This window comes from Nocardia niigatensis NBRC 100131 (assembly GCF_000308655.1).
GTDB lineage: Bacteria > Actinomycetota > Actinomycetes > Mycobacteriales > Mycobacteriaceae > Nocardia > Nocardia niigatensis.
The window spans coordinates 133,036-157,669 of record NZ_BAGC01000009.1; the positions used below are offsets into that span (position 1 = coordinate 133,036).

At 69.9% G+C, this 24,634-nt stretch carries 25 protein-coding genes; 15 read left to right on the top strand and 10 right to left on the bottom strand.

Annotated elements, in window-relative coordinates; all coding sequences use genetic code 11:
- Nucleotides 1-66 precede the first annotated feature (66 nt).
- A complete protein-coding gene (glmM, locus tag ON33_RS04710) occupies nucleotides 67-1,443 on the top strand; it encodes a phosphoglucosamine mutase (RefSeq protein WP_040855507.1) in 1,377 nt (458 codons plus the stop codon).
- Here glmM and ON33_RS04715 read toward each other — a convergent pair whose 3' ends face one another.
- A complete protein-coding gene (locus ON33_RS04715; RefSeq protein ID WP_040855510.1) occupies nucleotides 1,444-3,087 on the bottom strand; it encodes an ABC-F family ATP-binding cassette domain-containing protein in 1,644 nt (547 codons plus the stop codon).
- Between the two features lie 116 nt (nucleotides 3,088-3,203).
- Between ON33_RS04715 and ON33_RS04720 the strand changes: the two genes are divergently transcribed.
- From ON33_RS04720 to ON33_RS04735, 4 genes are all read left to right on the top strand, one after another.
- Nucleotides 3,204-3,410 carry a PspC domain-containing protein gene (locus ON33_RS04720; RefSeq protein ID WP_040855513.1) on the top strand — a complete coding sequence of 69 codons (207 nt, stop codon included), beginning with the start codon at nucleotides 3,204-3,206 and terminating at the stop codon, nucleotides 3,408-3,410.
- 145 nt (nucleotides 3,411-3,555) lie between these two features.
- Nucleotides 3,556-3,867 carry a DUF6802 family protein gene (locus ON33_RS04725; RefSeq protein WP_040855634.1) on the top strand — a complete coding sequence of 104 codons (312 nt, stop codon included), beginning with the start codon at nucleotides 3,556-3,558 and terminating at the stop codon, nucleotides 3,865-3,867.
- Nucleotides 3,868-3,912: 45 nt separating this feature from the next.
- Nucleotides 3,913-4,233 carry a hypothetical protein gene (locus ON33_RS04730; protein WP_040855515.1) on the top strand — a complete coding sequence of 107 codons (321 nt, stop codon included), beginning with the start codon at nucleotides 3,913-3,915 and terminating at the stop codon, nucleotides 4,231-4,233.
- On the top strand, nucleotides 4,230-6,182 hold the full coding sequence (locus ON33_RS04735; protein ID WP_157184412.1) for a hypothetical protein: 1,953 nt from the start codon (nucleotides 4,230-4,232) through the stop codon (nucleotides 6,180-6,182). The genes ON33_RS04730 and ON33_RS04735 overlap by 4 nt, the downstream gene beginning before the upstream one ends.
- An 18-nt stretch (nucleotides 6,183-6,200) precedes the next feature.
- On the opposite strand, the gene ON33_RS04740 is transcribed toward ON33_RS04735, so the two are convergent.
- Nucleotides 6,201-7,064 carry a dienelactone hydrolase family protein gene (locus ON33_RS04740; protein WP_040855637.1) on the bottom strand — a complete coding sequence of 288 codons (864 nt, stop codon included), beginning with the start codon at nucleotides 7,062-7,064 and terminating at the stop codon, nucleotides 6,201-6,203.
- Nucleotides 7,065-7,320: 256 nt separating this feature from the next.
- Here ON33_RS04740 and glmS point away from each other — a divergent pair, with 256 nt between their 5' ends.
- Complete coding sequence (gene glmS / locus ON33_RS04745; protein WP_040855520.1) at nucleotides 7,321-9,189, top strand: glutamine--fructose-6-phosphate transaminase (isomerizing); 1,869 nt, start codon at nucleotides 7,321-7,323, stop codon at nucleotides 9,187-9,189.
- 68 nt (nucleotides 9,190-9,257) lie between these two features.
- Here glmS and ON33_RS04750 read toward each other — a convergent pair whose 3' ends face one another.
- A complete protein-coding gene (locus ON33_RS04750) occupies nucleotides 9,258-9,683 on the bottom strand; it encodes a cupredoxin domain-containing protein (RefSeq protein ID WP_040855521.1) in 426 nt (141 codons plus the stop codon).
- Nucleotides 9,684-9,816: 133 nt separating this feature from the next.
- Here ON33_RS04750 and ON33_RS04755 point away from each other — a divergent pair, with 133 nt between their 5' ends.
- Nucleotides 9,817-11,289, top strand: coding sequence for an NAD(P)H-hydrate dehydratase (locus ON33_RS04755; RefSeq protein WP_040855639.1), 1,473 nt, complete (start codon nucleotides 9,817-9,819; stop codon nucleotides 11,287-11,289).
- A 16-nt stretch (nucleotides 11,290-11,305) separates the two neighbouring features.
- Here ON33_RS04755 and ON33_RS04760 read toward each other — a convergent pair whose 3' ends face one another.
- Nucleotides 11,306-12,181 (bottom strand): LysR family transcriptional regulator, encoded by an 876-nt coding sequence (locus tag ON33_RS04760; RefSeq protein WP_040855524.1) that lies wholly within the window; start codon nucleotides 12,179-12,181, stop codon nucleotides 11,306-11,308.
- 70 nt (nucleotides 12,182-12,251) lie between these two features.
- On the opposite strand from ON33_RS04760, the gene dapA reads away from it, so the two are divergent.
- The 6 genes from dapA (at nucleotide 12,252) to tsaD (ending at nucleotide 17,098) form a co-directional block, all read left to right on the top strand.
- Nucleotides 12,252-13,145, top strand: a complete 894-nt coding sequence (gene dapA / locus ON33_RS04765) for a 4-hydroxy-tetrahydrodipicolinate synthase (protein WP_040855526.1) — start codon at nucleotides 12,252-12,254, stop codon at nucleotides 13,143-13,145.
- A gap of 37 nt (nucleotides 13,146-13,182) precedes the next feature.
- A complete protein-coding gene (gene alr / locus ON33_RS04770) occupies nucleotides 13,183-14,319 on the top strand; it encodes an alanine racemase (protein ID WP_306307503.1) in 1,137 nt (378 codons plus the stop codon).
- Between the two features lie 11 nt (nucleotides 14,320-14,330).
- Complete coding sequence (gene tsaE, locus ON33_RS04775) at nucleotides 14,331-14,762, top strand: tRNA (adenosine(37)-N6)-threonylcarbamoyltransferase complex ATPase subunit type 1 TsaE (protein WP_051151647.1); 432 nt, start codon at nucleotides 14,331-14,333, stop codon at nucleotides 14,760-14,762.
- A 91-nt stretch (nucleotides 14,763-14,853) separates the two neighbouring features.
- Nucleotides 14,854-15,564 carry a tRNA (adenosine(37)-N6)-threonylcarbamoyltransferase complex dimerization subunit type 1 TsaB gene (tsaB, locus tag ON33_RS04780; RefSeq protein ID WP_040855532.1) on the top strand — a complete coding sequence of 237 codons (711 nt, stop codon included), beginning with the start codon at nucleotides 14,854-14,856 and terminating at the stop codon, nucleotides 15,562-15,564.
- Entirely contained in the window at nucleotides 15,561-16,070 is a 510-nt protein-coding gene (gene rimI, locus ON33_RS04785) for a ribosomal protein S18-alanine N-acetyltransferase (RefSeq protein WP_051151636.1), read from the top strand. The genes tsaB and rimI overlap by 4 nt, the downstream gene beginning before the upstream one ends.
- Nucleotides 16,067-17,098 carry a tRNA (adenosine(37)-N6)-threonylcarbamoyltransferase complex transferase subunit TsaD gene (gene tsaD, locus ON33_RS04790; protein ID WP_040855533.1) on the top strand — a complete coding sequence of 344 codons (1,032 nt, stop codon included), beginning with the start codon at nucleotides 16,067-16,069 and terminating at the stop codon, nucleotides 17,096-17,098. Before rimI ends, tsaD begins: the two co-directional genes overlap by 4 nt.
- A gap of 64 nt (nucleotides 17,099-17,162) precedes the next feature.
- On the opposite strand, the gene ON33_RS04795 is transcribed toward tsaD, so the two are convergent.
- Entirely contained in the window at nucleotides 17,163-18,623 is a 1,461-nt protein-coding gene (locus ON33_RS04795; protein WP_051151637.1) for a DUF7159 family protein, read from the bottom strand.
- A 727-nt stretch (nucleotides 18,624-19,350) separates the two neighbouring features.
- Here ON33_RS04795 and groES point away from each other — a divergent pair.
- Together groES and groL are read left to right on the top strand one after the other, a co-directional pair.
- Nucleotides 19,351-19,653 (top strand): co-chaperone GroES, encoded by a 303-nt coding sequence (gene groES, locus ON33_RS04800; protein WP_040855536.1) that lies wholly within the window; start codon nucleotides 19,351-19,353, stop codon nucleotides 19,651-19,653.
- A 102-nt stretch (nucleotides 19,654-19,755) separates the two neighbouring features.
- On the top strand, nucleotides 19,756-21,363 hold the full coding sequence (groL, locus tag ON33_RS04805; RefSeq protein WP_040855539.1) for a chaperonin GroEL: 1,608 nt from the start codon (nucleotides 19,756-19,758) through the stop codon (nucleotides 21,361-21,363).
- 132 nt (nucleotides 21,364-21,495) lie between these two features.
- Here the strand turns inward: groL and ON33_RS04810 are convergent, their stop codons facing one another.
- From ON33_RS04810 to ON33_RS04830, 5 genes are all read right to left on the bottom strand, one after another.
- On the bottom strand, nucleotides 21,496-22,476 hold the full coding sequence (locus ON33_RS04810) for a hypothetical protein (RefSeq protein ID WP_040855541.1): 981 nt from the start codon (nucleotides 22,474-22,476) through the stop codon (nucleotides 21,496-21,498).
- Between the two features lie 84 nt (nucleotides 22,477-22,560).
- Nucleotides 22,561-22,803, bottom strand: a complete 243-nt coding sequence (locus ON33_RS04815) for a hypothetical protein (protein WP_040855544.1) — start codon at nucleotides 22,801-22,803, stop codon at nucleotides 22,561-22,563.
- Between the two features lie 122 nt (nucleotides 22,804-22,925).
- Nucleotides 22,926-23,240: an RskA family anti-sigma factor gene (locus tag ON33_RS04820; RefSeq protein WP_245550303.1), complete on the bottom strand. Its 315-nt coding sequence runs from the start codon at nucleotides 23,238-23,240 to the stop codon at nucleotides 22,926-22,928.
- Nucleotide 23,241: 1 nt separating this feature from the next.
- Nucleotides 23,242-23,817, bottom strand: a complete 576-nt coding sequence (locus ON33_RS04825; protein ID WP_040855547.1) for a sigma-70 family RNA polymerase sigma factor — start codon at nucleotides 23,815-23,817, stop codon at nucleotides 23,242-23,244.
- A gap of 389 nt (nucleotides 23,818-24,206) precedes the next feature.
- Nucleotides 24,207-24,500, bottom strand: a complete 294-nt coding sequence (locus tag ON33_RS04830) for a WhiB family transcriptional regulator (protein ID WP_040855647.1) — start codon at nucleotides 24,498-24,500, stop codon at nucleotides 24,207-24,209.
- Nucleotides 24,501-24,634 lie beyond the last annotated feature (134 nt).

Sequence of the window (24,634 nt, forward strand, 5' to 3'; positions counted from 1 at the left end):
AGTCCTGGAGAGGGCCGGAAGCCTGCTCTCGTGCTGTATCGACCTACCGGCAGGGGTGTTGAGGTAATGGGACGTTTGTTCGGCACCGACGGTGTGCGCGGGCTCGCCAACGAATCGCTGAGTCCGGAGTTGGCGCTGCGGATCTCGGCCGCAGCCGCGCAGGTTCTGAGCCGGGGGAAGAAGCGCGCGCTGGCCGTCGTGGGTCGTGATCCGCGGGCCAGCGGCGAGATGCTGGAGGCCGCGGTCACCGCCGGCCTGACCTCGGCGGGCGTGGACGTGCTGTCGGTCGGCGTGCTGCCGACGCCGGCGGTCGCGTATCTGACCGGCCTGTACGACGCCTGCCTCGGCGTCATGATCTCCGCCTCGCACAATCCCATGCCGGACAACGGCATCAAGATCTTCGCCGCGGGCGGGCACAAGCTGGACGACGCCGTCGAGGACCGCATCGAGGCGCTCATGGCCGAGGGAACCTACACCCGGCCCACCGGCGCCGGCATCGGCCGCGTGCTGGGCAACACCGGGCTGGGCGGCCACGTCTTCGACGTGCACGACCGGTACAGCCTGGAGGGCACCCACGAACGCTACGTCGAGCACCTGGTCCAGGCCACCGGCCGCGATCTGCGCGGGCTCACCGTGGTGGTGGACTGCGCGCACGGCGCGGCCTCCGAGGTCGGGCCGACCGCCTACCGCGAGGCGGGCGCGACGGTCATCGCCATCAATGCCGAACCCGACGGCCTGAACATCAATGACGGTTGCGGCTCCACGCATCTGGAGCAGATCCAGCGTGCCGTCCGCGAGCACGGCGCGGATCTGGGCCTCGCCCACGACGGCGACGCCGACCGCTGCCTGGCCGTGGACGCCACCGGCACGATCGTCGACGGCGACGCCATCATGGCCATCCTCGCCCTGGCCATGCGGGACTCCGGCGAACTCGTGCAGAACACCCTGGTCGCCACCGTCATGAGCAATCTCGGACTGCACATCGCCATGCGCGAGGCCGGAATCACCATGCGCACCACCGCCGTCGGCGACCGCTACGTCCTCGAGGATCTGCGCGCGGGCGGCTACACCCTGGGCGGCGAGCAGTCCGGCCATGTGGTCTTCCCCCGCTTCGGCACCACCGGCGACGGTGTCCTGACCGGCCTGAAGCTGATGGCCCGCATGGCCGAGACCGGCCGCGGCCTGGCGGAATTGGCGAGCATCGTGCGGACCGTCCCGCAGGTGCTGGTGAACGTCCCGGTCTCCGACAAGGCGGCGGTCGCGGTCGCGCCGTCGGTGCTGGAGGCCGTCGCCGAGGCCGAGCGCCTGCTGGGCGACACCGGCCGAATCCTGCTGCGCCCCAGTGGAACCGAACAGCTGGTCCGCGTCATGGTGGAGGCGACCGACCCGACCCAGGCGCACGACCTGGCCGACAATCTCGCCAAACTGGTCGCCGCCGTCTGATCAGAGCGTCTCGGTGAGCCGCCCGCCGTCCATGTGCCAGCGGCGGGTGGCCCGGACATTGTCGAGCATGCGGCGGTCGTGGGTGACCAGCAGGACCGTGCCCTCGAAGGACTCGACCGCCTGCTCCAGCTGCTCGATGGCGGGCAGGTCCAGGTGGTTGGTGGGCTCGTCCAGGACCAGCAGGTTCACGCCGCGGGCCTGGAGCAGGGCCAGGGCGGCACGGGTGCGCTCGCCGGGGGAGAGAGTGTCGTTGGGGCGCAGCACATGTGGGCCGCGCAAGCCGAACTTGGCGAGCAGGGTGCGGACGTCGGATTCGTTCCAGTCGGGGATCTCGGCGCTGAAAGTGTCCGCGAGGGTGCCGCTTCCGCGGAACAGGCCGCGGGCCTGATCGACCTCGCCGATGGCGACGCCCGAGCCGAGGGCCGCTGATCCGTTGTCCGGCTTCGTCTTTCCCAGCAGCAGGGACAGCAGGGTGGACTTGCCGGAGCCGTTGGCGCCTGTCAGGACGATGCGGTCACCCCAATCCACCTGCACCGTCACCGGTCCCAGGGTGAAGTCGCCGCGGGTCACGCAGGCGGCGGACAGGGTGGCGACCACCGAACCGCTGCGGGGCGCGGCGGCGATGGACATGCGCAGCTCCCATTCCTTGCGAGGTTCCTCCACCGCGTCCAGGCGTTCGATGCGCTTGAGCGTCTGCTTGACCTTGGACGCCTGCTTCTCGGTGGATTCCGCGCGGGCCTTGCGACCCATCTTGTCGGAGTCCGCCTTCGACTTGCGGCGGGCGTTGCGCACGCCGTGTTCCATCCAGTTGCGCTGCATATTGGCCCGCGCTTCCAGCCCGGCCTTGGTGTCGGCGAACTCGTCGTAGGCCTCGCGGGAATGGCGGCGGGCGATTGCCCGCTCCTCCAGATAGGACTCGTAGCCGCCGTCGTAGACACCGACCTGCTGCTGAGCGAGATCCAGTTCCACGATGCGATTCACGGTGCGCGCCAAGAACTCCCGGTCATGGCTGATCACCATGAGGGGCTCGCGGACGCCGGTCACGAACTGCTCGAGCCGGGCCAGGCCGTCGAGGTCGAGGTCATTGGTCGGCTCGTCGAGCAGCAGGATGTCGAAGCGCGACAACAGGACCGAGGCCAGCCCGGCGCGGGCCGCCTGACCTCCGGAGAGCACCGTCATCGGGGTGTCGAGGCCGTGCGGGAGGCTCACGGCCAGCCCGAGATCCGCGGCCACCTCCTCTGCGCGCTGTTCCAGGTCCGCGCCGCCGAGGGCGAGCCAGCGCTCCAGGGCGGGCGAGTATTCGTCCTCGCCGCCGTCCGCGAGGCGCTCGGCGGCCGCGTCCATGGTGCGCTGGGCGGCGGCCACACCCGTTCGGCGGCGCAGGAATTCGAGCACGGTCTCGCCCGCGATGCGTTCGGGCTCCTGGGCGAGGTAGCCGACGGTGGCGTCGGGCGGGCTCAGCACGATCTCGCCCTCGTGGGCGTCACCGTCGGCGAGCATGCGCAGCAGGGTGGACTTGCCGGCCCCGTTCACCCCGACCAGCCCGATCACATCGCCCGGGGCGAGGATCAGATCCAGGTCGGAGAACAGAATCCGCTCACCGTGTCCGGCGGCCAGGCCGCGCGCATGCAGAGTGGTGCTCACCTGGGCGATTCTGCCGTGCTCGGGGTGACACCCTGACTCCGGCCCTCGGAAAGTTCAGGGTCGGAATGGGGCACGCGACCGATGTGCGCCGAGATCGAACTCGGCACAGTGGAGACATGACCACACAGTTTCCTACCCCCGCCCCCAAGCGACTGACCCGGTCCAGCACCGACAGCTGGATCGGCGGCGTGTGCGGCGGCCTCGCCGAATACTTCGGCTGGAACGCCAACCTCATCCGCGCCCTGTTCGTCCTGTCCTGCCTGCTCCCCGGCCCGCAGTTCCTCATCTACATCGCTCTGTGGATCCTGATCCCGAAGAAGTGAGTCGTCGGCCGATGTTCCGCCTCGCACGCGTGGAGTGGGCGGTGTTCACATGTGCCGGAGTTATCCACAATCCGAATCAAGGTGCTGCACGGGATCTCCCGGAGTGACAGGATGAGAGGCACGTCACAGCGGAGGAGTGCACATCATGGTCACATCGGGTGATCTGCCGGGGTTGGAGTTGCCGGATCTCGACGCGCATACCGAGCTCGGAGGGCTCGGGGCGGTCGAGTTAGCACACCCCACACAGGATCTCGATGGTGACGGTCTGCTGGATACGGTGACCACGACCACCGAGCACGCCATGCAGGTGTGGACGGATCTCGATCACGACGGGTACGCCGATCATGTGACCGTGGTGGACAGCGGCGGGGATTACTCGGGCTGGGAGTTCCACCACAATCCGGACGGCACCACCGAATGGGTGCGCATGGACGAAGGACACCTCGGCGGCAAATAGCCGGGGCGGCGGGGGTTTCACGGCATCGGGATTCGAGGGGGAGCAGTGAGTGAATCCGGGGATTTCGGCGTGCGCATCGCGGCTCTGCGCGCCGGGGCCACCACCTTGCGCGACAACGCGGCGGCGCTGGGGCAGCATGCTCGCGCTGTCGGTGACAACGCGTTCGGCATCGGCCGGGACGAAGCCGGGCGCAACTACTCCGCACAGGGCATCGCGGTGCATCAGGGGTTCGAGCGTGCGGCCGCCTGCCTGCGGTACTGGGGTGCGGCCGCCTCCGCCACCGCCGAGGTATTCGACCGTGCCGCCGCCGAATACGCGCGCCTGGACCGTGAACGCGCCGCCGCGCTCGCCGGGGTGGGTCGATGAGTTTCGACCCCGTGGGCAAGAGCATCGACCAGATTCTCGATTACGGCGCTCCCGGTCTCCAGTACTGGGAACATTTTCTGCCTCTGTACGCCAGGGCATTCGGTGCGCCGGAGGGTCATGAGCTCGCTGACCTCTGCGCCCGCTACGACGAGCAGCGCGGTGCTGATCTCGACGAATTCGACACCGCCCGAACCGAACTGGACAAGGCACTGACGGATGCCGAGAGTCGCTGGTCGTCCCACCAGGCCATTGCGCAAACTCTGCCCACCGCTTGGACCGGCGCCACCGGGGGCGAGGCGTTGACCATCGTGAATTCCCAACTGCGCCGAGCGCGCGACGATCTCGACACCATCCGCACCGCCTCGACCGCCATCGAAGCCGCCCTCGGCCCGCTCCGGCAATCAGTCCTCGCCAAGGCCGAACACGCCCTCGCCCTGCTCGAACCGACTCCGGACGGCCTGGGCCGCGTCGCCATCGGTGGCAAGACCCCCGGCGATATCGAAGAGCTCGACACCGACGATCCGTGGCTCACCGGCACCTTCCGCGCCGACGTCGATCGCAAACTCGCGGCCTTCACCGCCGCGTGCGCCGCCACCAACGAGACCTTCGAATCCCATTACCGCACCATCGTCACGGCCCTGGCCCAGGTCATCGATCACCCCTACCCGCAACCAGCTCAGGCGCTGCTGCCCCAGCCCGAGACGAGTCCGGCCACGAGTATGCCTGCGCCCCAGCCTCTTCCAGCTCCGGCGTGCCCCGCGACAACGCCTCCGCCCACGATGCGCCCCCAGCCGTCCCAGTACCCGGCGGCCGCGCCCGAGTCCTCGCCACCATCGGCCGATGACACCATCCCCGGCCCGCGCCGGACCCAGTCACAGGGCCGGCCCTCCGACGCCCCGCCGGGGACCTCACCCGGCGGAGCGGATGCCACCGCACCGGCCGCAACCACGCAATCGACCGGTGCCGCGGAACCTGGAGGTGCCGCGCTGCCGATGGAATCCGCACAGGCAGGAACCCCGGAAACGTCCCAACCCCGGTCCGACCAATTCGCCCGGACCCTGAAAGACACCCTCGATCAACTCGAAACCAGTCTCCAGCAGGGAATTTCCGCCGCCGTCGAGAAGCTCGGCTCCCTCGCCGACCAGACGCCACCGTCGTCCGCCGACCTGGGGACCGAGACCGATCCCAAGTCCGAATCGGATCCCCCATCGCCCTCGGCTCTTCCCTCGGGCCGACTCGAATTCGACGTCGCCGGAAAGCATTTCTTTCTCGAACGCACGCCAGATGGTGATCTGACCCTCGCCGTCACCGACGAATCCGGCCAAACCCACACCTACACCGTGTCTTTCGATCAGAACGGCACCCCTGCGCTGGCTACCGGCGACCCAGCGCACACCCCAACCGAGCCCGCCGGTGATGCTTCCGAACCGACCTCGCCGACCCCGGCGGACTCGCCACCCACGGCAGCCGGTGGTGAAGCGACCGATACGCCGAAGAACACCCAGCCCGACCCGGCCGGGGCTACGAGCCCCGATACGGAACCACCTCGACAACCCAGCTGTGAACCCCACACCTGCACGGTTCCCGCCCCGGCGGTCGCTCCGTCGCCGGATCCCTGCCCCGACAACGGCCCGGATCAGCCTGCACCGCCGCAGGTTTCGTCCCTGCCACCAGCGGTCGACGACGGTAAGCCCTCGTGTGCCCAGCCGTCCACTCCCGATCCCACCCCGGAACCGGTCAGCGGTTGTCCCTTACCCTCGCCCACACCGACCGAACTATTGGGCCCGCAGCCGCTGGAGAATCCCGCCCCGCCCACCGCGACGGGTCAACCGGGGCCGGGCGCGCCGCCCGCTGCCCCCGCCCCCTCATTGGCGGAACCGGATATGCCGATGGAGATCCCGGAGGGAGGTGTCGAAATCCCCGAGACCACGCCACTGGCCACGTCGTAGTCGCCTGCGTACCCGGTGCTACTTGCGAAGCGCCTGGATGAGCTGGAGGACCGGGAGCTTCTGGGGGTGTTCGGGCTCTTCCTCGATGGCGTCGGGGTCCACCAGCTGGGTGTGGGGGATGGCGGTTTCGGGGTCGGCGAAGGGCTTGTACTTCTTGTCGCCCAGGACGGTGTAATTCAGGTAGCCGACGAGGAGGGCTCGGGTGAGGCGTTCGGTCTTGGGCTCGTGCTTGCCGGCGCCGAGTGCGGCCAGGGCGCGGCGGCCCTCGACCATGCCGTTGTGGCCGGCCTTGTCGAGAGAGCGCAGGATGGCGCCCTCGCCCCAGGCGGAGGCCAGCGGGATGGCGTCGGAGCTGACCGAGGCGATGTCGGTGGCGCCGGCCAGGATCAGGGCCGGGGCGTCGATCTTGGGGGCCAGGGCCTCGGCGGAGGGCGCGGTGGGGGACGGGTACAGGGCCGCGACGGCGGCGACATCACGCTGGGAGGCGGCGATGACGGCCGCGCCCGCCCCCATGCCGTGCCCGGCCAGCGTCAGCTTCTTCGGATCCACGCTGATATTGCCCGCGCCCAGCCGCACCCCGGCGCAGATGTCCAGGGTGGTCAGCAGATCGGTGGCCAGGTTCAGATGCGACGGAATCGGTCCGCGCTCGGTGTCGGGCGCCGCGGCCACATAGCCCCAGGAGGCCAGATGCTCCAGCAGCCGGCGATAGTTGCCCACCCCGGTCAGCCACCCGTGCCCGAACGCCACCGCGGGCAGGTTGAGCCCCTTCCCGGGTGTGTACACCACACCGGGCAGCCCGGCGATGCCGAGATTCCCGCGCAGCACCTCGTGCGGGCCACGCAGGGTCAGAGTGCTCAGAAGCGATTTCACAGACGCCGACACGGTGTAGAACTTAGCCGGAATTCGGATGAGATGCTTTGAGCCCACCCAAAGGATCGCGGCCGTCTCGATTCTGGACCGCGGCTTTTGATGGACCTCCGCCTTGGAGCGGAGGAACGAAGCGGCGGAGGGACGAAGCGAGACCTCGGGGCCGCGAGCCCGCCCGGAGCGAAGCGGAGGGCAGATTGGGCGCTGCTTCGCCCGGCCGGACATCGACTCGGATTCATCGATCACGGCTATCCCGTTAGGCTAGGGGCCCATGTGCGGAATCGTTGGGTATGTGGGGTACCGGGATGCGCTCGGCGTGGTGGTCGATGCGTTGCGCCGCATGGAATATCGAGGTTACGACTCCGCGGGAGTGGCGATCCTGAACGGCGCGGGCGGCCTCGCGGTGGAGCGCAAGGCGGGACGTCTGGCCAATCTGGAGGCGGAGCTCGCCGAGACCGGCCGCGATCGTTTCGCCGGATCGACCGGCATGGGGCACACCCGCTGGGCCACACACGGCGCGCCGACCGACCGCAATGCGCACCCGCATCGCGATGACACCGGCCGGGTCGCGGTGGTGCACAACGGCATCATCGAGAACTTCGCCCCGCTGCGCCGTGAGCTGGAGGGGGCGGGGGTCGAGCTGTGCAGTGACACCGACACCGAGGTGGCGGTGCACCTGGTGGCCCGCGCCTACGCGACCGGCGACACCGCTGGTGATTTCGTGGCCTCCGCGCTCGCGGTGGTGCGCCGTCTGGAGGGCGCGTTCACCCTGGTCTTCTCGCACGCCGACCACCCGGGCACGATCGTGGCCGCCCGCCGCTCGACCCCGCTGGTGGTGGGTGTCGGCCAGGGCGAGATGTTCATCGCCTCCGACGTGACCGCCTTCATCGAACACACCCGGGAGGCAGTCGAACTCGGCCAGGATCAGGCGGTGGTCATCACCGCCGACGGTTACCGGGTCACCGACTTCGCCGGCGACACCGAGGGTGTCCGGTTCCGGCCGTTCACCATCGACTGGGATCTGGCCGCCGCCGAGAAGGGCGGCCACGACTACTTCATGCTGAAGGAGATTCAGGAGCAGCCCGCCGGCGTCGCGGACACCCTCATCGGCCATTACGCGGGCGGCCGGATCATCCTGGACGAGCAGCGGCTGGCCGATCAGGAACTGCGCGAGTTCGACAAGGTGTTCGTGGTCGCCTGCGGCAGTTCGTATCACGCGGGCCTGCTGGCCAAATACGCCATCGAGCACTGGACCCGGCTGCCCGTCGAGGTCGAGCTGGCCAGCGAATTCCGTTACCGCGACCCGGTTCTGGACCGCTCCACCCTGGTGGTCGCCATCTCCCAGTCCGGCGAGACCGCCGACACACTGGAGGCCGTGCGCCACGCCAAGGAGCAGAAGGCGCGAGTCCTGGCCATCTGCAATACCAATGGCGCGCAGATCCCGCGCGAGTCCGACGCCGTGCTCTACACCCGGACCGGACCGGAGATCGGCGTGGCCTCGACCAAGGCGTTCCTGGCCCAGATCACCGCCAACTACCTGGTCGGCCTGGCGCTGGCGCAGGCGCGCGGCACCAAGTATCCGGACGAGGTGGCCCGCGAGTTCGCCGAACTGGAGTCGATGCCGAAACTCGTTGCCCAGGTGCTGGAGTCGGCGGATCGGGTGCGCGAGATCGCCCGCCAGTTCGCGCATGTCCCGACGGTGTTGTTCCTGGGCCGGCATGTCGGCTACCCCGTCGCGCTGGAGGGCGCGCTGAAACTCAAGGAATTGGCGTACATGCACGCCGAGGGTTTCGCGGCGGGCGAGCTCAAGCACGGTCCGATCGCACTCATCGAGGACGGGCTGCCGGTCTTCGTGGTCATGCCGTCCCCGAAGGGCCGCGCGGTCCTGCACTCCAAGCTGCTCAGCAATATCCGCGAGATCCAGGCCCGCGGCGCGCGCACCATCGTCATCGCCGAGGAGGGCGACGACACCGTGCGCCCGTTCGCCGACTATTTGATCGAAATCCCTTCGGCCCCAACGCTGTATCAGCCGCTGCTGGCCACGGTGCCGCTGCAGATCTTCGCCGCCGAGGTGGCGCAGGCCCGCGGCTACGACGTCGACAAGCCCCGCAACCTGGCGAAGTCGGTCACGGTCGAATAGTCCCTGGACGACAGATGCCCGCAGCCCGGATCCGGGTTGCGGGCATTCCCGTGTCGAGGGGTGTCCGTCTACTGGACGGTGACGGTGCCCTTCATATCGGGGTGCAGCGGGCACAGGTAGCGGTAGGTGCCGGGTGTGGTGAAGGTGTGGCTCCACTCGCCCTTGTGGATGATCGGGCTGTTGATGCCCAGCGCGACATCGCCGATGCCCTGCACGGCGTGCGGGGCCTTGTCGTCGAACTTCCAGCTGACCGTGTCCCCGGCCTTGACGGTGATGTCGGCGGGGGAGAACTTCATGTCCTTCACCTCGACGGTGACCGCGGCGGCCGCGGCCGGACCGGTGGAGGTGGCCGCGGCGGAGGACGCCGGAGCGGCCGTGGTGGAGGTGGCCGCGCTCTTCGAGTTGTCCGACGAGCAGCCCCCGGCCACCAGCGCTCCGGCCACGACGGCGACGAGAAGCAGGACACGCGAAGACGACTGGCGACGGATCGACATGCCAGCCAGGTTAGTACTCGCCCACCGCGGACACTTCGCGGGCACCCGCGCTGACCTGCACGGCGATTCCGGCGGCGTAGTGTCCTTCACGCCAGGCAATCACATCCGGGAGGCGACGATGACCGCACCGGCGGTGCGCGGGTACTACACGGTCGACGAGGTCCGGGCCGCGGAGGCCGAGCTCTTCACCAGGGTTCCCGAGGGCATGCCCATGCGACGGGCCGCCTTCGGCCTTGCCGACGTGGTGGCGCGGGAACTGCGGGAACGGACCGGGGGCGTGGCCGGTCGCGCGGTGACGCTGCTGGTCGGGTCCGGCGACAATGGCGGCGACGCGCTGTGGGCGGGCTCGTTCCTGCGCCGGCGTGGCGTCGCGGTGCGGGCGCTCCTGCTGGCGCCGGAGCGCGCCCACGCGGCGGGCCTGGCGGCACTGCGCCGGACGGGCGGCCGGGCCGTCGCGGTCACCGCCACCGCCGAGGAGCTGCGGGAACCGAATTCGAGCCCGCTCGGCGCGCCGGATCTGGTGGTGGACGGCATCGTCGGCATCTCCGGCCGTGGCCCGCTGCGACCGGTGGCCGCGGAACTGGTTGCGGGCGTGCGCTGCCCGATCATCGCGGTCGACCTGCCCTCCGGCGTCGATCCCGATACGGGGGCAGTGACCGGCCCGGCGGTCCGTGCGGACGTCACCGTGACCTTCGGCGCGTTGAAGCCGGTGCACGCGCTCGCCGCGTCGCACTGCGGCCGAATCGAGCTGGTGCCCATCGGATTACGGCTGCCCGAGGCGGCGCTGATCGCGCTGGAGCCGCGGGCGGCCGGCGCGGGCTGGCCGGTCCCCGGCCCCGCCGACGACAAGTACACCCAGGGCGTGACCGGCGTCTGCGCGGGCAGCGCCACCTACCCGGGTGCTGCCGTATTGTGCACGGGCGGCGCGATCGCCGCCGCCTCGGGCATGGTGCGCTACGCGGGCACCGGCGCGGAACAGGTCCTCGCCCATTTCCCGGAAGTGATTGCCGCCGAGACCATTTCCGCGACCGGGCGGGTCCAGTCCTGGGTCTTCGGCCCGGGCGCGGGCACCGACGCCGCCGCCCACGACCGGCTGGCCGAGATCCTCGCCACCGATCTGCCCGTGGTGGTCGACGCCGACGGCCTCACCTTGCTCGCCGCCGAACCCGGTCTCGTCACCGGCCGCGCCGCCCCGACCCTCCTCACCCCGCACGCCGGCGAATTCGCCCGCCTGACCGGCGCCGAACCCGGCCCCGACCGTGTCGCCGCCGTCCGCAAACTCGCCGAATCCTGGCAGGTGACAGTGCTTTTGAAGGGCCGCGCCACCCTGATCGCGGGCCCCGGCGTCCCGGTCTTCGTCAACGAGGCGGGGGGCTCATGGGCCGCCACCGCCGGCTCCGGTGACGTCCTCTCCGGCATCATCGGCGCTCTCCTGGCCCGCGGCCTCCACCCGTCCTGGGCCGCCGCGGCCGCCGCCCGCGCCCACTCCCTGGCCGCCAATCTCGCGGCCCACGCCACTACTTCCGCTGGAGCCCCGATCTCCGCCTCCCCCTTGCTCTCCCACGTCCGCGAGGCCATCGGCACCCTCCGCGAGCTCGCCGCCTGACCCTCCGGCCACGACTTCACTCGGCAGTGCCGGTAGCGGCGGCGCGGAGGGCGGTGCGTGCGGCGGTGACGATCGGGTGGGTGCCGGTGCCGCGGCGGTAGGCGAGGTGGGTGTGGCGGCGGGCCGGCAGGGCGGTGAGGGTGACGCCGGGGGGTGTCGAGCGGGCGCCGAGGTCGGGGACGAGTGCTACGCCCTGGCCCGCGGCGACGAGTGCCAGTACGGTGCCGAAGTCGTCGGCATGGTGGCGGATGCGCGGGGTGAATCCGGCGGCGAGACAGGCGCGGACCGTCATCTCGTGGCAGAGGGTGCCGGGAGTGCCCGCGATCCACGGCGAATCGGCCTGTGCGGCCAGCGGTCCGGGGTGGAGTGCGGCCAGGTGGATGGTCTCCTCGAACAGGGGCTCGGTGTCGAGGCCGGGTTCCGTGGCGAGGGGAACGTAGTCGTACTCCTGCAGCAGCGCGACGTCCAGTGTCTCGGCCCGCAGCGCGGCGGGGGCGGCGGCCGGATCCAGTTCGGTGACAAGGAGTTCCAGCCGCGGATGGTCGCGGCTGAGCGCCACCAGCGCGGGGGACACGATGGTGTGCACGGCGGTCGGGAACGCGCCGATCCGCAGGGTGCCCGTGAGTTCGTCCCGGGCGGAGGCCAGTTCGGCGGTGGCCTGCTCCAGCACGGCCAGGATGGTCTCGGTGTGCTCGACCAGCCGCAGCGCCGCCGGCGTGAGGGTGACGCTGCGCCCGGTCCGTTCCAGCAGCGGCACCCCGGCCTCCCGCTCCAGCGCGGTCAGCTGCTGGGACACCGCTGAGGGCGTGTAGGTCAGCGCTTCGGCGACCGCGGCGATGGTGGTGCGGTGCGCCAGTTCGCGGAGCAGGCGCAGTCGGCGGACATCCAGCATCAGTTGATCTTATGCTCGGGCGAAGAAACGTGAAATTGACCTGAATCCGGGTGTCGATCACGCTGGTCGTATGACATTCACCGGCCTGTACGTGCCCTTGGTCACGCCCTTCACCGCCGACGGCGACGTGGCCGCCGACGCCCTGGCAGCGCTCGCCCACGAGGCCCTCGACGCGGGTGCGGCGGGTCTGGTCGCGCTCGGCACCACCGGCGAACCCGCCACCCTGACCGCGGACGAACAAGCGCGGGTCATCGACATCTGCGCGACCGTCTGCCGCGAGCGCGCCGCCGCCCTCATCGTCGGCGCGGGCTCCAACACCACCCTCGACGCGGCGCGCGCCCTCGCCGCCCTCGACCCGCGCGCCACCGCCGCCCTCGCCGTCGTCCCCTACTACCTGCGTCCCTCGGAAGCCGGTGTGGTGGAACACTTCCGGACTCTCGCCGCCACCAGCCCCGTGCCGGTGCTGATCTACCACATCCCGTACCGCACGGCCCTGACCCTCAGCGCCGACACTCTCCTGCGCCTGGCCGAACTGCCGAATGTGGCCGGCTTCAAATACACAGCGGGCGGCATCGACGACACCACGATCTCGTTCCTGTCCCGCGTGCCCGAGCACACCGCGGTGCTGGCGGGTGACGATCTGTACGCGGCCCCGCTGCTCGCGCTCGGCGCCTCGGGCGCGATTCTCGCCTGCGCCAATGTGGCACCCGCCGCCTACGCCGAGCTGGTCGCGGCCTGGCGCCGGGGCGAACTGGAGTCCGGCCGCGAACTCGGCAACCGTCTGGCGCCGCTGGCCGCCGCCCTGTTCACCGAACCCAATCCTGTTGTGGTGAAGGCGGTTCTGGCCGCGCAGGGCCGTATCCCGACCCCTGACGTGCGACTTCCGCTGCTCCCGGCAAGCCGCGAGGCGCTCACCGCGGCGCTGGCCGCCCTGCCCGCACAGCCCGCCGGGATTCGGGTGTGATCCGAATCTCCGTGGTCGTGATGGCAGTATCGAGGTCGTGAACAAGCCCGACCCACAGGTGGAAGCCCTCGTCGACCTGGACGCCATCGCCCACAATGTGCGCATCCTGGTCGAGCACGCCGGAGACGCCGCGGTCATGGTCGTCGTCAAGGCGGACGGGTACAACCACGGTGCCGCCGAGGTGGCGCGGGCGGCCCTGGCCGCGGGCGCGCGGGAACTCGGCACCACCACCGTCGACGAGGCGGTGCGGCTGCGGGCGGCGGGCATCGCCGCGCCGATCCTGTGCTGGCTCAACACCTCCGACGCCGACTACGCGAGCGCCATCGCCGCCGACATCGAGATCGGCGTCTCCGCGCTCGCACAGCTCGAGGGCGTGGCGGCGGCGGCCCGGCAGCTCGGCCGGACCGCCACCGTCAGTCTCAAGGTGGACACCGGGCTCAATCGCAACGGCATCCCCGCCGCCGAATTCCCGGAAGTGCTCGGCTTGCTCGGGCAACTCGTCGAGGCGGGCACCGCGCGATTCCGCGCCATCTTCTCCCACCTCGCGCTCGCCGACGAGCCGCGCCATCCGGTCAACGACCTGCAGCGCGAACGCTTCCTGGAATTCATCGCCACCGCCAAGGAACACGGCCTGCAGCCGGAACTCGCGCACCTGGCGAATTCCGCTGCCGCACTGACCCGTCCGGACCTCGCCTTCGACATGGTGCGTCCCGGTATCGCCGTGTACGGCCTGTCACCCATCCCGGAGCTCTCCGATTTCGGTCTGCGCCCGGCCATGACCTTCCGCGCCCGGGTACTCCGCGTGAAGCGGGTCGCCGCGGGGGAGGGCGTCTCCTACGGCCATCAGTGGGTCGCCGACCGCGACACCACCGTCGCCCTCGTCCCGGCCGGCTACGCCGACGGCGTGCCGCGCCCGCTCGGCGGCCGGTTCTCGGTGGCGCTGGGCGGGGTCCGCTACCCGCAGATCGGCCGGGTCTGCATGGACCAGATCGTGGTGAACCTGGGCGAGAACGAAGCCGGGGTCCGGGCGGGCGACACCGCGGTCCTGTTCGGCGGCGCGCCCGGCGAACCGCACGCCCAGGAGTGGGCCGACGCCCTCGGCACCATCAACTACGAGATCGTCTGCTATCCGCGCGGCCGCGTCGTCCGCACCCACATCGGCGGTGACCGGTGACCGATCACCGCATGCTCGCCACCGTCGAGGACACCGAGGCGCTGGGCCGCGAGCTCGCCGAACAACTGCACGCCGGGGATCTCGTCATCCTCGACGGCCCGCTGGGCGCGGGCAAGACCGCGCTCACCCGTGGCATCGCTGCCGGGCTGGGCGTCGAAGGACGGGTCAGCTCACCGACTTTCATCATCGCCCGCCAGCACCGCGCCGGAACGCACCCGGGCGCGGTCGCGCTGGTGCACGTGGACGCCTACCGGCTCGGCGGCGACCTCGACGAACTCGACGCCCTCGATCTGGACACCGATCTCGATCATGCCGTGGTGGTCGTCGAATGGGGTCTGGGCGTGGCCGAACACCTCACCGATCGTCATTTGCGCGTGCAGCTGCGCCGCGAACCCGAGTCCGATGTGCGTACCGCCGAATGGGAATGGGTCGCCGCGAATTGACGCCGGCCGGAACTTCCGGATCCGCCGGTAGGTTCCCGCAGGCAGACACCACGCCGAGTGGGCTGTACCACCCGGTATCGTAAAGGCAATCATGCTGATATTGGCTGTCGACACCGCGACCCCTGCCGTCACAGCGGGACTGGTGGAACTGGAACCGGCGCAACCCGGGTCGAACGCACCGCGCATCACCACGATCACCGCCAAGGTGACCGTGGACGCTCGCGCGCACAACGAGGTGCTGACCCCGCAGATTCTGGCCTGCCTCGCCGAATCCGGGCGCTCCCGTGCCGATATCGCCGCGGTCGTGGCCGGTGTCGGGCCGGGGCCGTTCACCGGACTGCGCGTCGGCATGGCCACCGCGGCCGCCTTCGGTGACGCGCTGGGCGTTCCGGTGTACGGGGTGTGCAGCCTGGACGCCGTCGCCGCCGACACCGAGAGCTATCTGCGCGAGACCGCCGACCCGATCGAGCTGCTGGTCGTCACCGACGCCCGCCGCCGCGAGGTGTACTGGGCGCGCTACCGCACCGAGGCCGGGGGCCGTATCCTGACCCGGTCCGAGGGGCCCGAGGTGAGCAAGCCCGCCGATCTGGATCAGGCCGGCGCCACCGTGATCGCCGGATCCGCCTCGCACGTCGACTATTTCGATCTGCCGGTGCTGCCGGTCGAGACGCCCTCCCCGGCGGGCCTGGTGCACTGCGCCGCCGCCGACATCCTGGCCGGGGCCGTGCCCGCGCCACTGGTGCCGATGTACCTGCGCCGCCCCGACGCCGTCGAGAAGAGTTACGCGCAGGTGGGCCGATGACCATCCGCATCGAACCGATGCGGCCTGCCGACGTCTCCCGCTGTGCCGAACTCGAGCAGGTGCTGTTCCCGGAGGACGATCCCTGGCACGAGGTTTCGTTCCTGTCGGAGCTGGCCGGACCGCACAACCGCTACATCACCGCGCGCGACGCAGACGGCCGCATGATCGGCTACGCGGGCATCGCGCTGCTGGGCACCGCCGAACATCCGGAGGCCGAGGTCCACACCATCGGCGTCGACCCCGCCCGGCACCGGCGCGGCGTCGGCACCCTGTTGCTGGAGGCGCTGCTGCTGGAGGCCGGCCGCCGCGGCGGACCGGTGTTCCTCGAGGTCCGCACCGACAACGCGCCCGCCATCACGCTGTACGAGAAGCACGGCTTCCACATCATCGGCTTGCGCAAGAACTACTACCAGCCCAGCGGCGCCGACGCGTACACCATGCGCCGGCCCGCCATGGCCGGCTTCCCGCAGGACGGATTCACCACCGACGCCGAGGTCTCGTCATGATCGTCATGGGTATCGAAAGCTCCTGCGACGAAACGGGAGTCGGCATCGTGCGCCGACTGCCCGACGGCAGCTGCGAACTGCTCGCCGACGAGGTCGCCTCCAGCGTCGATCAGCACGCCCGCTTCGGTGGCGTGGTGCCCGAGATCGCCTCCCGCGCGCACCTCGAGGCCATCGTGCCCGCCATGCGCCGGGCGCTGGCCACGGCCGGCATCAGCAAGCCCGACGCCCTCGCCGTCACCATCGGCCCCGGTCTCGCGGGCGCGTTGCTGGTGGGCGTGGCGGCCGCGAAAGCCTATGCGGCGGCCTGGGATATCCCGTTCTACGCGCTCAACCATCTGGGCGGGCACGTCGCCGTGGACACCCTCGAGCATGGGCCGATGCCACCGGCGGTCGCGCTGCTGGTGTCCGGCGGGCACACCCATCTGCTGCAGGTCACCGATCTCGCCCACCCCATCACCGAACTGGGCAGCACCGTCGACGACGCCGCCGGCGAGGCCTTCGACAAGGTGGCCCGCCTGCTCGGCCTCGGCTACCCGGGCGGCCCGGTGCTGGATTCCATTGCCACCGAGGGCGATCCGGCCGCCATTGCCTTCCCGCGTGGCATGACCGGCCCTCGCGACCCGCGCTACGACTTCTCCTTCTCCGGCCTCAAGACCGCCGTCGCCCGCTATGTCGAAGCGGCGCAACGGGAAGGCCGCGAACTGCCCATCCCCGATATCGCAGCGTCCTTCCAGGAGGCCGTGGCGGACGTTCTCACCATGAAGGCGGTGCGCGCGGTCCAGGACATCGGCGTCGATACCCTGGTGCTCGGCGGCGGCGCGACCGCCAACTCTCGCATTCGCTCGATGGCCGAGGAACGCTGCACCGCGGCCGGTATCACCCTGCGCGTCCCGAAACCGCGCCTGTGCACCGACAACGGCGTCATGATCGCCACCCTCGGCGCCCACGTGATCGCCGGCGGCACAGAGCCTTCCGAACTCACCGTCGCCACCGACCCGGGCCTCCCGGTCTCCACCAGCCACCTCTGAGAGCCCGGAAAACGCGACCGCGACCGGTGTTTCGACTCCGGTCGCGGTGAGTAGGTGTTGTCGTCTAGTTCGCGGGGCGGACCAGTGTGCCTGTGCCACCGCCGTTCGCGCTGCCCGACTTCGTCGGCGTGCGCGGGGTGACCGAGCCGTGCGGCTCCGCTTCCACCGTCGGCAGGGAGGTGCCGAGCAGCGGGCCGAGCAGGCGGGGGAAATCCGCCGGGAACGGGATCTGGGGTAGGTCCGGATCGGGACGCAGCGGCGGCGGCGCGATACTGCTGCCCGGCACCGCGGGAGCGCCGGTGGCCGAACCGCTCTGGGCCGGCGGCGCGGCGGCCGTGGTGCGGCTGGTCTGCCCGGGTGTCGGGCTGAGCGAGCCCTTGGAGGTGCCCGGCGGCATGGTGGCTGTAGTGCTCGGCTGCTGTGGGCCGGTGGTGGAGGGCGAGTAGTGCGTCTGCTGCGGCTCCGGGATCACGAACTCCTTGACCCCGTACCCGACGATCAGGCCGACCACCACGATCGCGCCGGCGAGGGTGCCGGCCAGCTTGGTGAAGGTGCCGATCGGCGCGTCCGAGCCCAGGCCGATCACCGGGAAGGCACTGCTCGACGTGGTCGAATCCGCCACCAGCGCCGCGCCTTTCGCGATCGCGGCCTCCGGTTCCGGCACGGTGACGACCGGCACGTCGAGCTGGCGTTCCAGCCCGACCACCATGATCGGCACATTGGCGCCGCCACCGATCACGGCGACCGCTTCCGGGAACTTCGGGGCGCGCGCGAACACCGCGCGGGAGAACACCGCCAGCTCGTGCAGCAGGTCGGCGACGATCTCCTCGAAGTCCACCCGGGTCAACTTGAGCGGCTGCCCGGCCACATGGTCGATGGTGACCGCCGGGACCACCGACAGGTGCTCCTTGGCGGCCCGGCTGCGGTTGAGCAGGATGCCCCGGTTGGGGCGGATGCCGCGGCGGGACAGGTGGCAGTCCAGCAGGTGCTGCAGGATCAGTTCGTCGATGGCGTTGCCGCTGATGGCGGTGGTGCGCTCGCTGCGCAGCACCGAGTCGTCGGCGTGGTCGGCCACGGTGACCGTGGTGCCGGTGGCCCCGATGTCGATGACGGCGATCGTGTTCCAGCGGTCCAGCAGGCCCGTGTGCCGCAGATAGGCCAGGGCCGCGATGCTCTCCGGGATGAGCTGCACGCCGTGCCGCTGGCGGCCGATGGCCGAGCGGATGATCTGGGCCTGCTCCCGGTCCCGGTAGGCGACTGCGATGTCACCGGGCGGCGTCGAGTCGGGCTCGCGGTGGCCGTTGGTGCGGGCGACCGGATGGGCGCCGACCGGATGTACGCTGTCGCGCGGAATCTGGGTGGTCATCAATTCGATCGAGGACGCCACCAGATCACCGAGGTCGGAGTGGGCGGTGTCGGCCGTGACGACGCGGTAGTCGAAGTGCTGGGCGCCATTGGGCGCGGTGGCGACCGTCGCCGAGCACACCACCTCGCTCCCGGCGGAGATACCGAGGGATGTTCGCATGTTCACCTCCCTTCGAGCGGATGGTCCGGGTGGAGACGACCATCTCGAACGGACTCCGGACGCGCCCAATGGGTAGCGGACGTCTCCGAGCTACGGATCGCGGCGGGCCCTTGTCCGATGGGGCATCCGGACCTGCCACTGATCACTTGGGGTCTTGCTCTCTTCTCGAGCCCGCGCGCACTGGTTGCCGCACGGTTAGTGGGGTGAAGCAGTTATGAAACTCTCGACGGGGCGCGTGACGGGTCCGATTCGGTCTCGCCGCGTGGCCGTCGTCAATGGTGTCACAATCCGTTATCCGAACGTTACAGATTTTCGGATTTCTTTGGAAGCCCTCAGATTCCCGGGCCGTCGCGTCGGCGAGTCGTGTTCGGTTCGCCCGCACCTTCGCTCCGGGCGGGTTCGCGGCCAAAGATGCAGGTCGATGGAGCCGGTACCGCGGCCTTCCAGGCTCCGCTCCTCCGCTTCGCTCCCCACTCCGTCGGTCCAGGCCGAGGCGGGCCGCGAACACGGGTGGTCTTGTAGCAGCCCCTTGCCTTGAGCGCTGGCACTCCCATGTATAGAGTGCTAGTTGGCACTGTGCGTGTTCAGGTGCCAGTTTCGACTACTACGCAGGGGTCCCGGCACCCGCGACGACGGGGCTGATTGCGCAGGGTCACACATGACCGAAACCGTGAGTCCGGGGAACAGCCCCGGGCGCGAAGAATCCCCTGAAAGTGGAGGGCTCAACGTGGCGAGCGTGAACATCAAGCCGCTCGAGGACAAGATCCTCGTCCAGGCCAACGAGGCCGAGACGACGACCGCCTCCGGCCTGGTCATCCCCGACACGGCGAAGGAGAAGCCCCAGGAGGGCACCGTCATCGCCGTGGGCCCGGGTCGCTGGGACGAGGACGGCGAGAAGCGGATTCCGCTGGACGTCAAGGAAGGCGACGTCGTCATCTACAGCAAGTACGGCGGCACCGAGATCAAGTACAACGGCGCCGAGTACCTGATCCTCTCGGCGCGCGACCTGCTGGCCGTCGTCACCAAGTAGTCGACAGGCCAACGCTTTTCCGCCCCGGCGTCGCCGCTGCGAACAACAGCAACCGACCCGGGGCGGAGTGCGTTCGCCCCGGACCTTCACAGGAGTAGGTACATGGCAAAGCAGATCGAATTCGACGAGAGGGCACGTCGCGCGATGGAGCGCGGCGTCGACAAGCTCGCCGACGCCGTCAAGGTCACCCTCGGCCCGCGCGGCCGGCACGTGGTGCTGGCCAAGGCCTTCGGCGGCCCGACCGTCACCAACGACGGCGTGACCATCGCCCGCGACATCGACCTCGAGGACCCGTTCGAGAACCTCGGTGCGCAGCTGGTCAAGAGCGTCGCCACCAAGACCAACGATGTCGCCGGTGACGGCACCACCACCGCCACCGTGCTGGCGCAGGCCCTCATCAAGGGCGGCCTGAAGAACATCGCAGCGGGCGCCAACCCGATGACCCTGGGCAGGGGTATGAGCAAGGCCGCCGACGCGGTCGCCGCCGCCCTGCACGCCGCCGCCACCCCGGTGTCCGGCGAGAAGTCCATCGCGCAGGTCGCCACCGTGTCCTCGCGCGACGAGGAGATCGGCGCGCTGGTCGCCGAGGCGCTGACCAAGGTCGGCAAGGACGGCGTCGTCACCATCGAGGAGTCCTCGGGTCTGCAGACCGAGGTCGCCATCACCGAGGGCGTGCAGTTCGACAAGGGCTACCTGTCCCCGTATTTCGTCACCGACCCGGAGACCATGCAGGCGGTCTACGAGGACGTGTGGATCCTGCTGAACCGCGAGAAGATCAGCTCCCTGCCGGACCTGCTGCCGCTGCTGGAGAAGATCGCCGAGTCGGGCAAGCCGGTCGTCATCATCGCCGAGGACGTCGACGGCGAGGCGCTGTCCACCCTGGTGGTCAACGCGATCCGCAAGACCCTCAAGGTCGTCGCCGTGAAGGCCCCGTTCTTCGGTGATCGCCGCAAGGCGTTCCTGGACGACCTGGCCATCGTCACCGGCGGCACCGTGGTCAACCCGGACCTGGGCATCACCCTGCGTGACGCCGGCCTGGACGTGCTGGGCAAGGCCCGCCGCATCGTGGTCACCAAGGACGAGACCACCATCGTCGAGGGCGCCGGCTCACAGGCCGACATCGACGGCCGGGTTGCGCAGCTGCGCAAGGAGATCGAGAACACCGACTCCGACTGGGACCGCGAGAAGCTGGAAGAGCGCCTGGCCAAGCTGGCCGGCGGCGTCGCCGTCATCAGGGTCGGCGCTGCCACCGAGACCGAGCTCAAGGAGCGCAAGTACCGCGTCGAGGACGCGGTCGCCTCGGCCAAGGCCGCGGTCGCCGAGGGCATCGTCCCCGGCGGCGGCACCGCCCTGGTGCAGGCTGCGGCCACGTTGCCCGCTCTGCGCGACTCGCTCTCCGGTGACGAGGCGGTCGGCGTCGAGGTCGTGCGTCAGGCCCTGCTGTCGCCGCTGTTCTGGATCGCCAGCAACGCCGGCGTCGACGGCGCGGTCGTCGTGTCCAAGGTGTCCGATGGCAAGGACGGCTTCAACGCCGCCACCCTCACCTACGGCGACCTGGTCGCCGAGGGCGTCATCGACCCGGTGAAGGTCACCCGCTCCGCGGTGGAGAACGCCACCTCGGTGGCGCGGATGGTGCTCACCACCGAGTCCGCGATCGTCGAGAAGCCCGTCGAGGAGCCGGCCGACGCGCACCACGGCCACGCCCACTGACCCAGCTTCGCTGACGTCGGATCAGGCCCCCGGACACCAGGTGTCCGGGGGCCTGCCGTTTCTCCGAGTCGTTTCTCCGGCCGGACCGCATTGCGCCGCTGTCCTTTTCGGGCCACGCGGACCCGCCGCGGATCAGCCGAGACCGCAGCGGGCGAGCAGGCTCGCGGCTTCCGGGGTGGGCAGTTCGCGGGTCAGGTCCACCGAGGAGGTGAGGGCCTCGTGAATGACGCCGTACATGTTCGACGGCCGCCATCCGACGTGGATTCCCTTGGGGGCCACGGTGAGCAGCGGGACGCCGTCCAGGGTGGGCAGCTCGTCCAGGCAGCCGGAGCCGGGCATGTAGGCGACGCCGGGATACCCGAAGCCGAAGCGCTGATGGTCGCCGAGGGCGGCGGCGACCGCGTAGTCCTCGGGCCCGAGCCGGTCGTTGCGGGCGTAGCGGACCGCCAGCGGGTCCACGGGTTCGGCGTCGAGATAGCCGGGGCCCGTGTGCCGCAGCAGGGCGTCCTGCAGCAGCGCGTAGACGTGGTAGAGGACATCGCGGACGCCGGTCAGCCGGAATTCGAAGGCGCGCCGGGTCTTCGGGTCCAGGACCAGCAGGGGCTGATCGTCGTGCAGGGTGAAGACCTCGCGCAGCCAGCCGGGGACGAGGTCGTCCGCCTCGAGCCGATCGAGCCGGTCCATCAGCTCCGGCCGGGCATGCCAGCGTTTCCGGGTCTCCTTGGAGCGGGCCAGCATGGTCATGGCGGCGGGGATGGTCAATTGGGCTGCGGCGCGCGTCGATTCGTCCGGCTCGGCCGCGAGCGCGTCCAGTTGCCGGATCAGCAGTTCCAGCGTGGCGTCGATGGCCGCGCCGGGATCGGCCCCACGCTCGACCATGGTGCCGCACAGCAGCGCCAGCAGCCCGCTGTGGAAGAGATCCCCGCCCGGCATCAGATTGCGGAGTGACACCACGCCCGCGGTCAGGTCCGAAGGCGTTGTCCCGGATTGCACCTCGGCGATCTCGGCCCGCACCTCGGGTGGCAGCCACACGCCGTCACCGGAGGTGAACGACTCGACCTCCGCGGCAGTCGTCAGCCCCCGCGCGAATTCGCGCAATGCCCGCATTTCCATGAAAGTTCCGTCCCCCGAACCGAATCCGTCCGTCGCACCGTATCAGCCCGGACATCCGGGGCCGCACCGGTTTTCGGGCGCGGGTCAGCGCGACGGGGAGATGGTCGCCGTGGGCGCGAGGTAGGGGTCGGCCGGTGACGGCGTCAGCCAGTTCGGGCCGAGCGGGCCGGAGACCGGCGGGAGCGGGGTCGCGGGGGAGAGGTCCCGGAGGTCGCCGGTGCGGGAGTCGGCGAAGACGTAGAGGCCCGCGATCACCAGGGTGATGGCGGCCAGGCCCGCGAGGACTCCTCGCAGGTAAGGGCGGACGAGGATGCTGAGGAATCGCATTCGAATCGGTCCTTACCGGCAAAGCGTGCAACCGAAACCGGTCGGGCGACCTGAAAAGGTGCCAGGCGACGAGGTCTCGCGGGCGTGACGGGTTCTGGACTCTTACCTCGGGAAATGAGCTCTCAGTCGTGAATCGGACTGGCGGAGAGGTCGTTTCCGTGGTGGAGATCGGGGTGGGAGCGGTGAATCGTGTTCGGCGTTGCCTGGTCCGTGGCTATCGCGGCGAGAAGACGATCGCGGAGCGCGGGCGGTGGCGGTACGGCCACCGCGGACGCAGCCAGCGTGAGAGCTTCTCGGGTCTGCTGCACTTCCTGGGTGAAGGCGGCGCGCAGTACGGGGTTGTCGGTAGCCAAAAGGTCCGCCACTGCGCGCTGATCTTCGTCGCCGATCGATCCGAGCGCGACAGTGTGCGCGAGATCGATCTGGCTTTCGTTCATCTCACGTCACTCCCAAACTTTTCTTGAGTCGTGTCAATCCATCCCGTATACGGGACTTAACGGTAGGTAGCCCTACGCCCAAATGGGCCGCGACCTCGGCATACGTCCGTCCGCCGAAGTACGCGAGGGAGATGGCTTCCCGTTGCGTCTCCGTCAACGTCGCCAAGCCGGCGAGCACCGCCTGCTGTTCCAGCCGCCGCCCGACCTCCTCGGTGACCTCGTCGAACTCGTTGCCGAGCGTGCTGGTCCCGTAAGCGACTTCGCGCAGGGCATGAGCCTGCTCGGCGCGAACCCGGTCGACCGCGCGCCGATGGGCCAGCGTCATCAACCAGGTGACGGCCGAACCCTTGGCGGGATCGAAGTTGGCTGCCGTACGCCAGATCTGGAGGTAGACCTCCTGCGTGGTCTCCTCCGCGTAGCCCGGATCATGGAGCACGCGTAGGACGAGGCCGAACACTCGTGCGCTGGTGCGGTCGTACAGCTCGGCGAACGCCTGCTGATCCGACTGCCCGCAACGCTCGAGAAGTGCGGCGAGTTCGAGACTTTCGGCTGCGCGCGCCGTCACCGCAGAGTCCACGCTGGGCGTATCCGCCCGTCCGTCCCTCGAACTCTGGAACGAGTCGCCCTCTGCGGCAGGCGGCCGCGTTGTCACAACGCTCCGTTCTGTGTCATCGGCCACGAGGGTAGCGTGCCGCTATAACCTCCTCTCGCGTGGGGGTATCGGCAAAGAGACTGTGGCACAGGGGCTTTCCAGTTTGACCGAAACGTCGCATTCGCGACATGCGAGACATGCCATGACGTGCCGGTTCCAGTTGACCCCCGGAACGGTGCCGGGTGTTTGCTAGACATTCGGCACGCCATCGCGGTCGGATGGGAGGAATCTCGAGCCCGCCCAGTCGCTCGCCTCAGTGACACCGCTGGTGAGCACCAGTCACGCGAGTTTGCCCGGAACGCGGAAGAGGTGGATCAGGCGACGATCCGCCGGCGATTGCGACGCGCGTGTAGCTCGCGCTCGGTCTCGGACATTCCGCCCCAGATGCCGTACGGCTCGCTGACCTTCAGGGCGTGCGACCGGCACTGCAGCAGCACCGGGCAGGACTTGCAGATCTCCTTGGCGCGTAGCTCGCGTTGCGCCCGGGCACGGCCGCGTTCGCCGTCGGGGTGGAAGAACACCGCGGAGTCCTGGCCGCGGCAGGATCCGCGCATCTGCCAATCCCAGACATCGGCGTTCGGACCTGGGAGGTGGGTCGGCATAGGCAAGGTGAACTCCTCATGGTGCGAGCTCGTCGGCATTGTCGAGCGGTGCTGGTGGCAAACAGGTGGCCGCATCGCCGTGGCCCGGCGATCGCACTTCGTAGGCTCCGCAATTCAACACGACGCCAACGACGGCGATG

Coding starts and splice junctions, on each gene's coding strand:
- groL (WP_040855539.1), top strand. CDS start 19,756: ATGGCAAAGCAGATCGAATTCGACGAGAGGGCACGTCGCGCGATGGAG.
- ON33_RS04820 (WP_245550303.1), bottom strand. CDS start 23,240: ATGAACGAAAGCCAGATCGATCTCGCGCACACTGTCGCGCTCGGATCG.
- ON33_RS04720 (WP_040855513.1), top strand. CDS start 3,204: ATGACCACACAGTTTCCTACCCCCGCCCCCAAGCGACTGACCCGGTCC.
- ON33_RS04760 (WP_040855524.1), bottom strand. CDS start 12,181: ATGCTGGATGTCCGCCGACTGCGCCTGCTCCGCGAACTGGCGCACCGC.
- ON33_RS04810 (WP_040855541.1), bottom strand. CDS start 22,476: ATGGAAATGCGGGCATTGCGCGAATTCGCGCGGGGGCTGACGACTGCC.
- dapA (WP_040855526.1), top strand. CDS start 12,252: ATGACATTCACCGGCCTGTACGTGCCCTTGGTCACGCCCTTCACCGCC.
- ON33_RS04735 (WP_157184412.1), top strand. CDS start 4,230: ATGAGTTTCGACCCCGTGGGCAAGAGCATCGACCAGATTCTCGATTAC.
- ON33_RS04725 (WP_040855634.1), top strand. CDS start 3,556: ATGGTCACATCGGGTGATCTGCCGGGGTTGGAGTTGCCGGATCTCGAC.
- rimI (WP_051151636.1), top strand. CDS start 15,561: ATGACCATCCGCATCGAACCGATGCGGCCTGCCGACGTCTCCCGCTGT.
- ON33_RS04750 (WP_040855521.1), bottom strand. CDS start 9,683: ATGTCGATCCGTCGCCAGTCGTCTTCGCGTGTCCTGCTTCTCGTCGCC.
- tsaD (WP_040855533.1), top strand. CDS start 16,067: ATGATCGTCATGGGTATCGAAAGCTCCTGCGACGAAACGGGAGTCGGC.
- tsaB (WP_040855532.1), top strand. CDS start 14,854: ATGCTGATATTGGCTGTCGACACCGCGACCCCTGCCGTCACAGCGGGA.
- glmS (WP_040855520.1), top strand. CDS start 7,321: ATGTGCGGAATCGTTGGGTATGTGGGGTACCGGGATGCGCTCGGCGTG.
- ON33_RS04815 (WP_040855544.1), bottom strand. CDS start 22,803: ATGCGATTCCTCAGCATCCTCGTCCGCCCTTACCTGCGAGGAGTCCTC.
- tsaE (WP_051151647.1), top strand. CDS start 14,331: ATGCTCGCCACCGTCGAGGACACCGAGGCGCTGGGCCGCGAGCTCGCC.
- glmM (WP_040855507.1), top strand. CDS start 67: ATGGGACGTTTGTTCGGCACCGACGGTGTGCGCGGGCTCGCCAACGAA.
- ON33_RS04795 (WP_051151637.1), bottom strand. CDS start 18,623: ATGCGAACATCCCTCGGTATCTCCGCCGGGAGCGAGGTGGTGTGCTCG.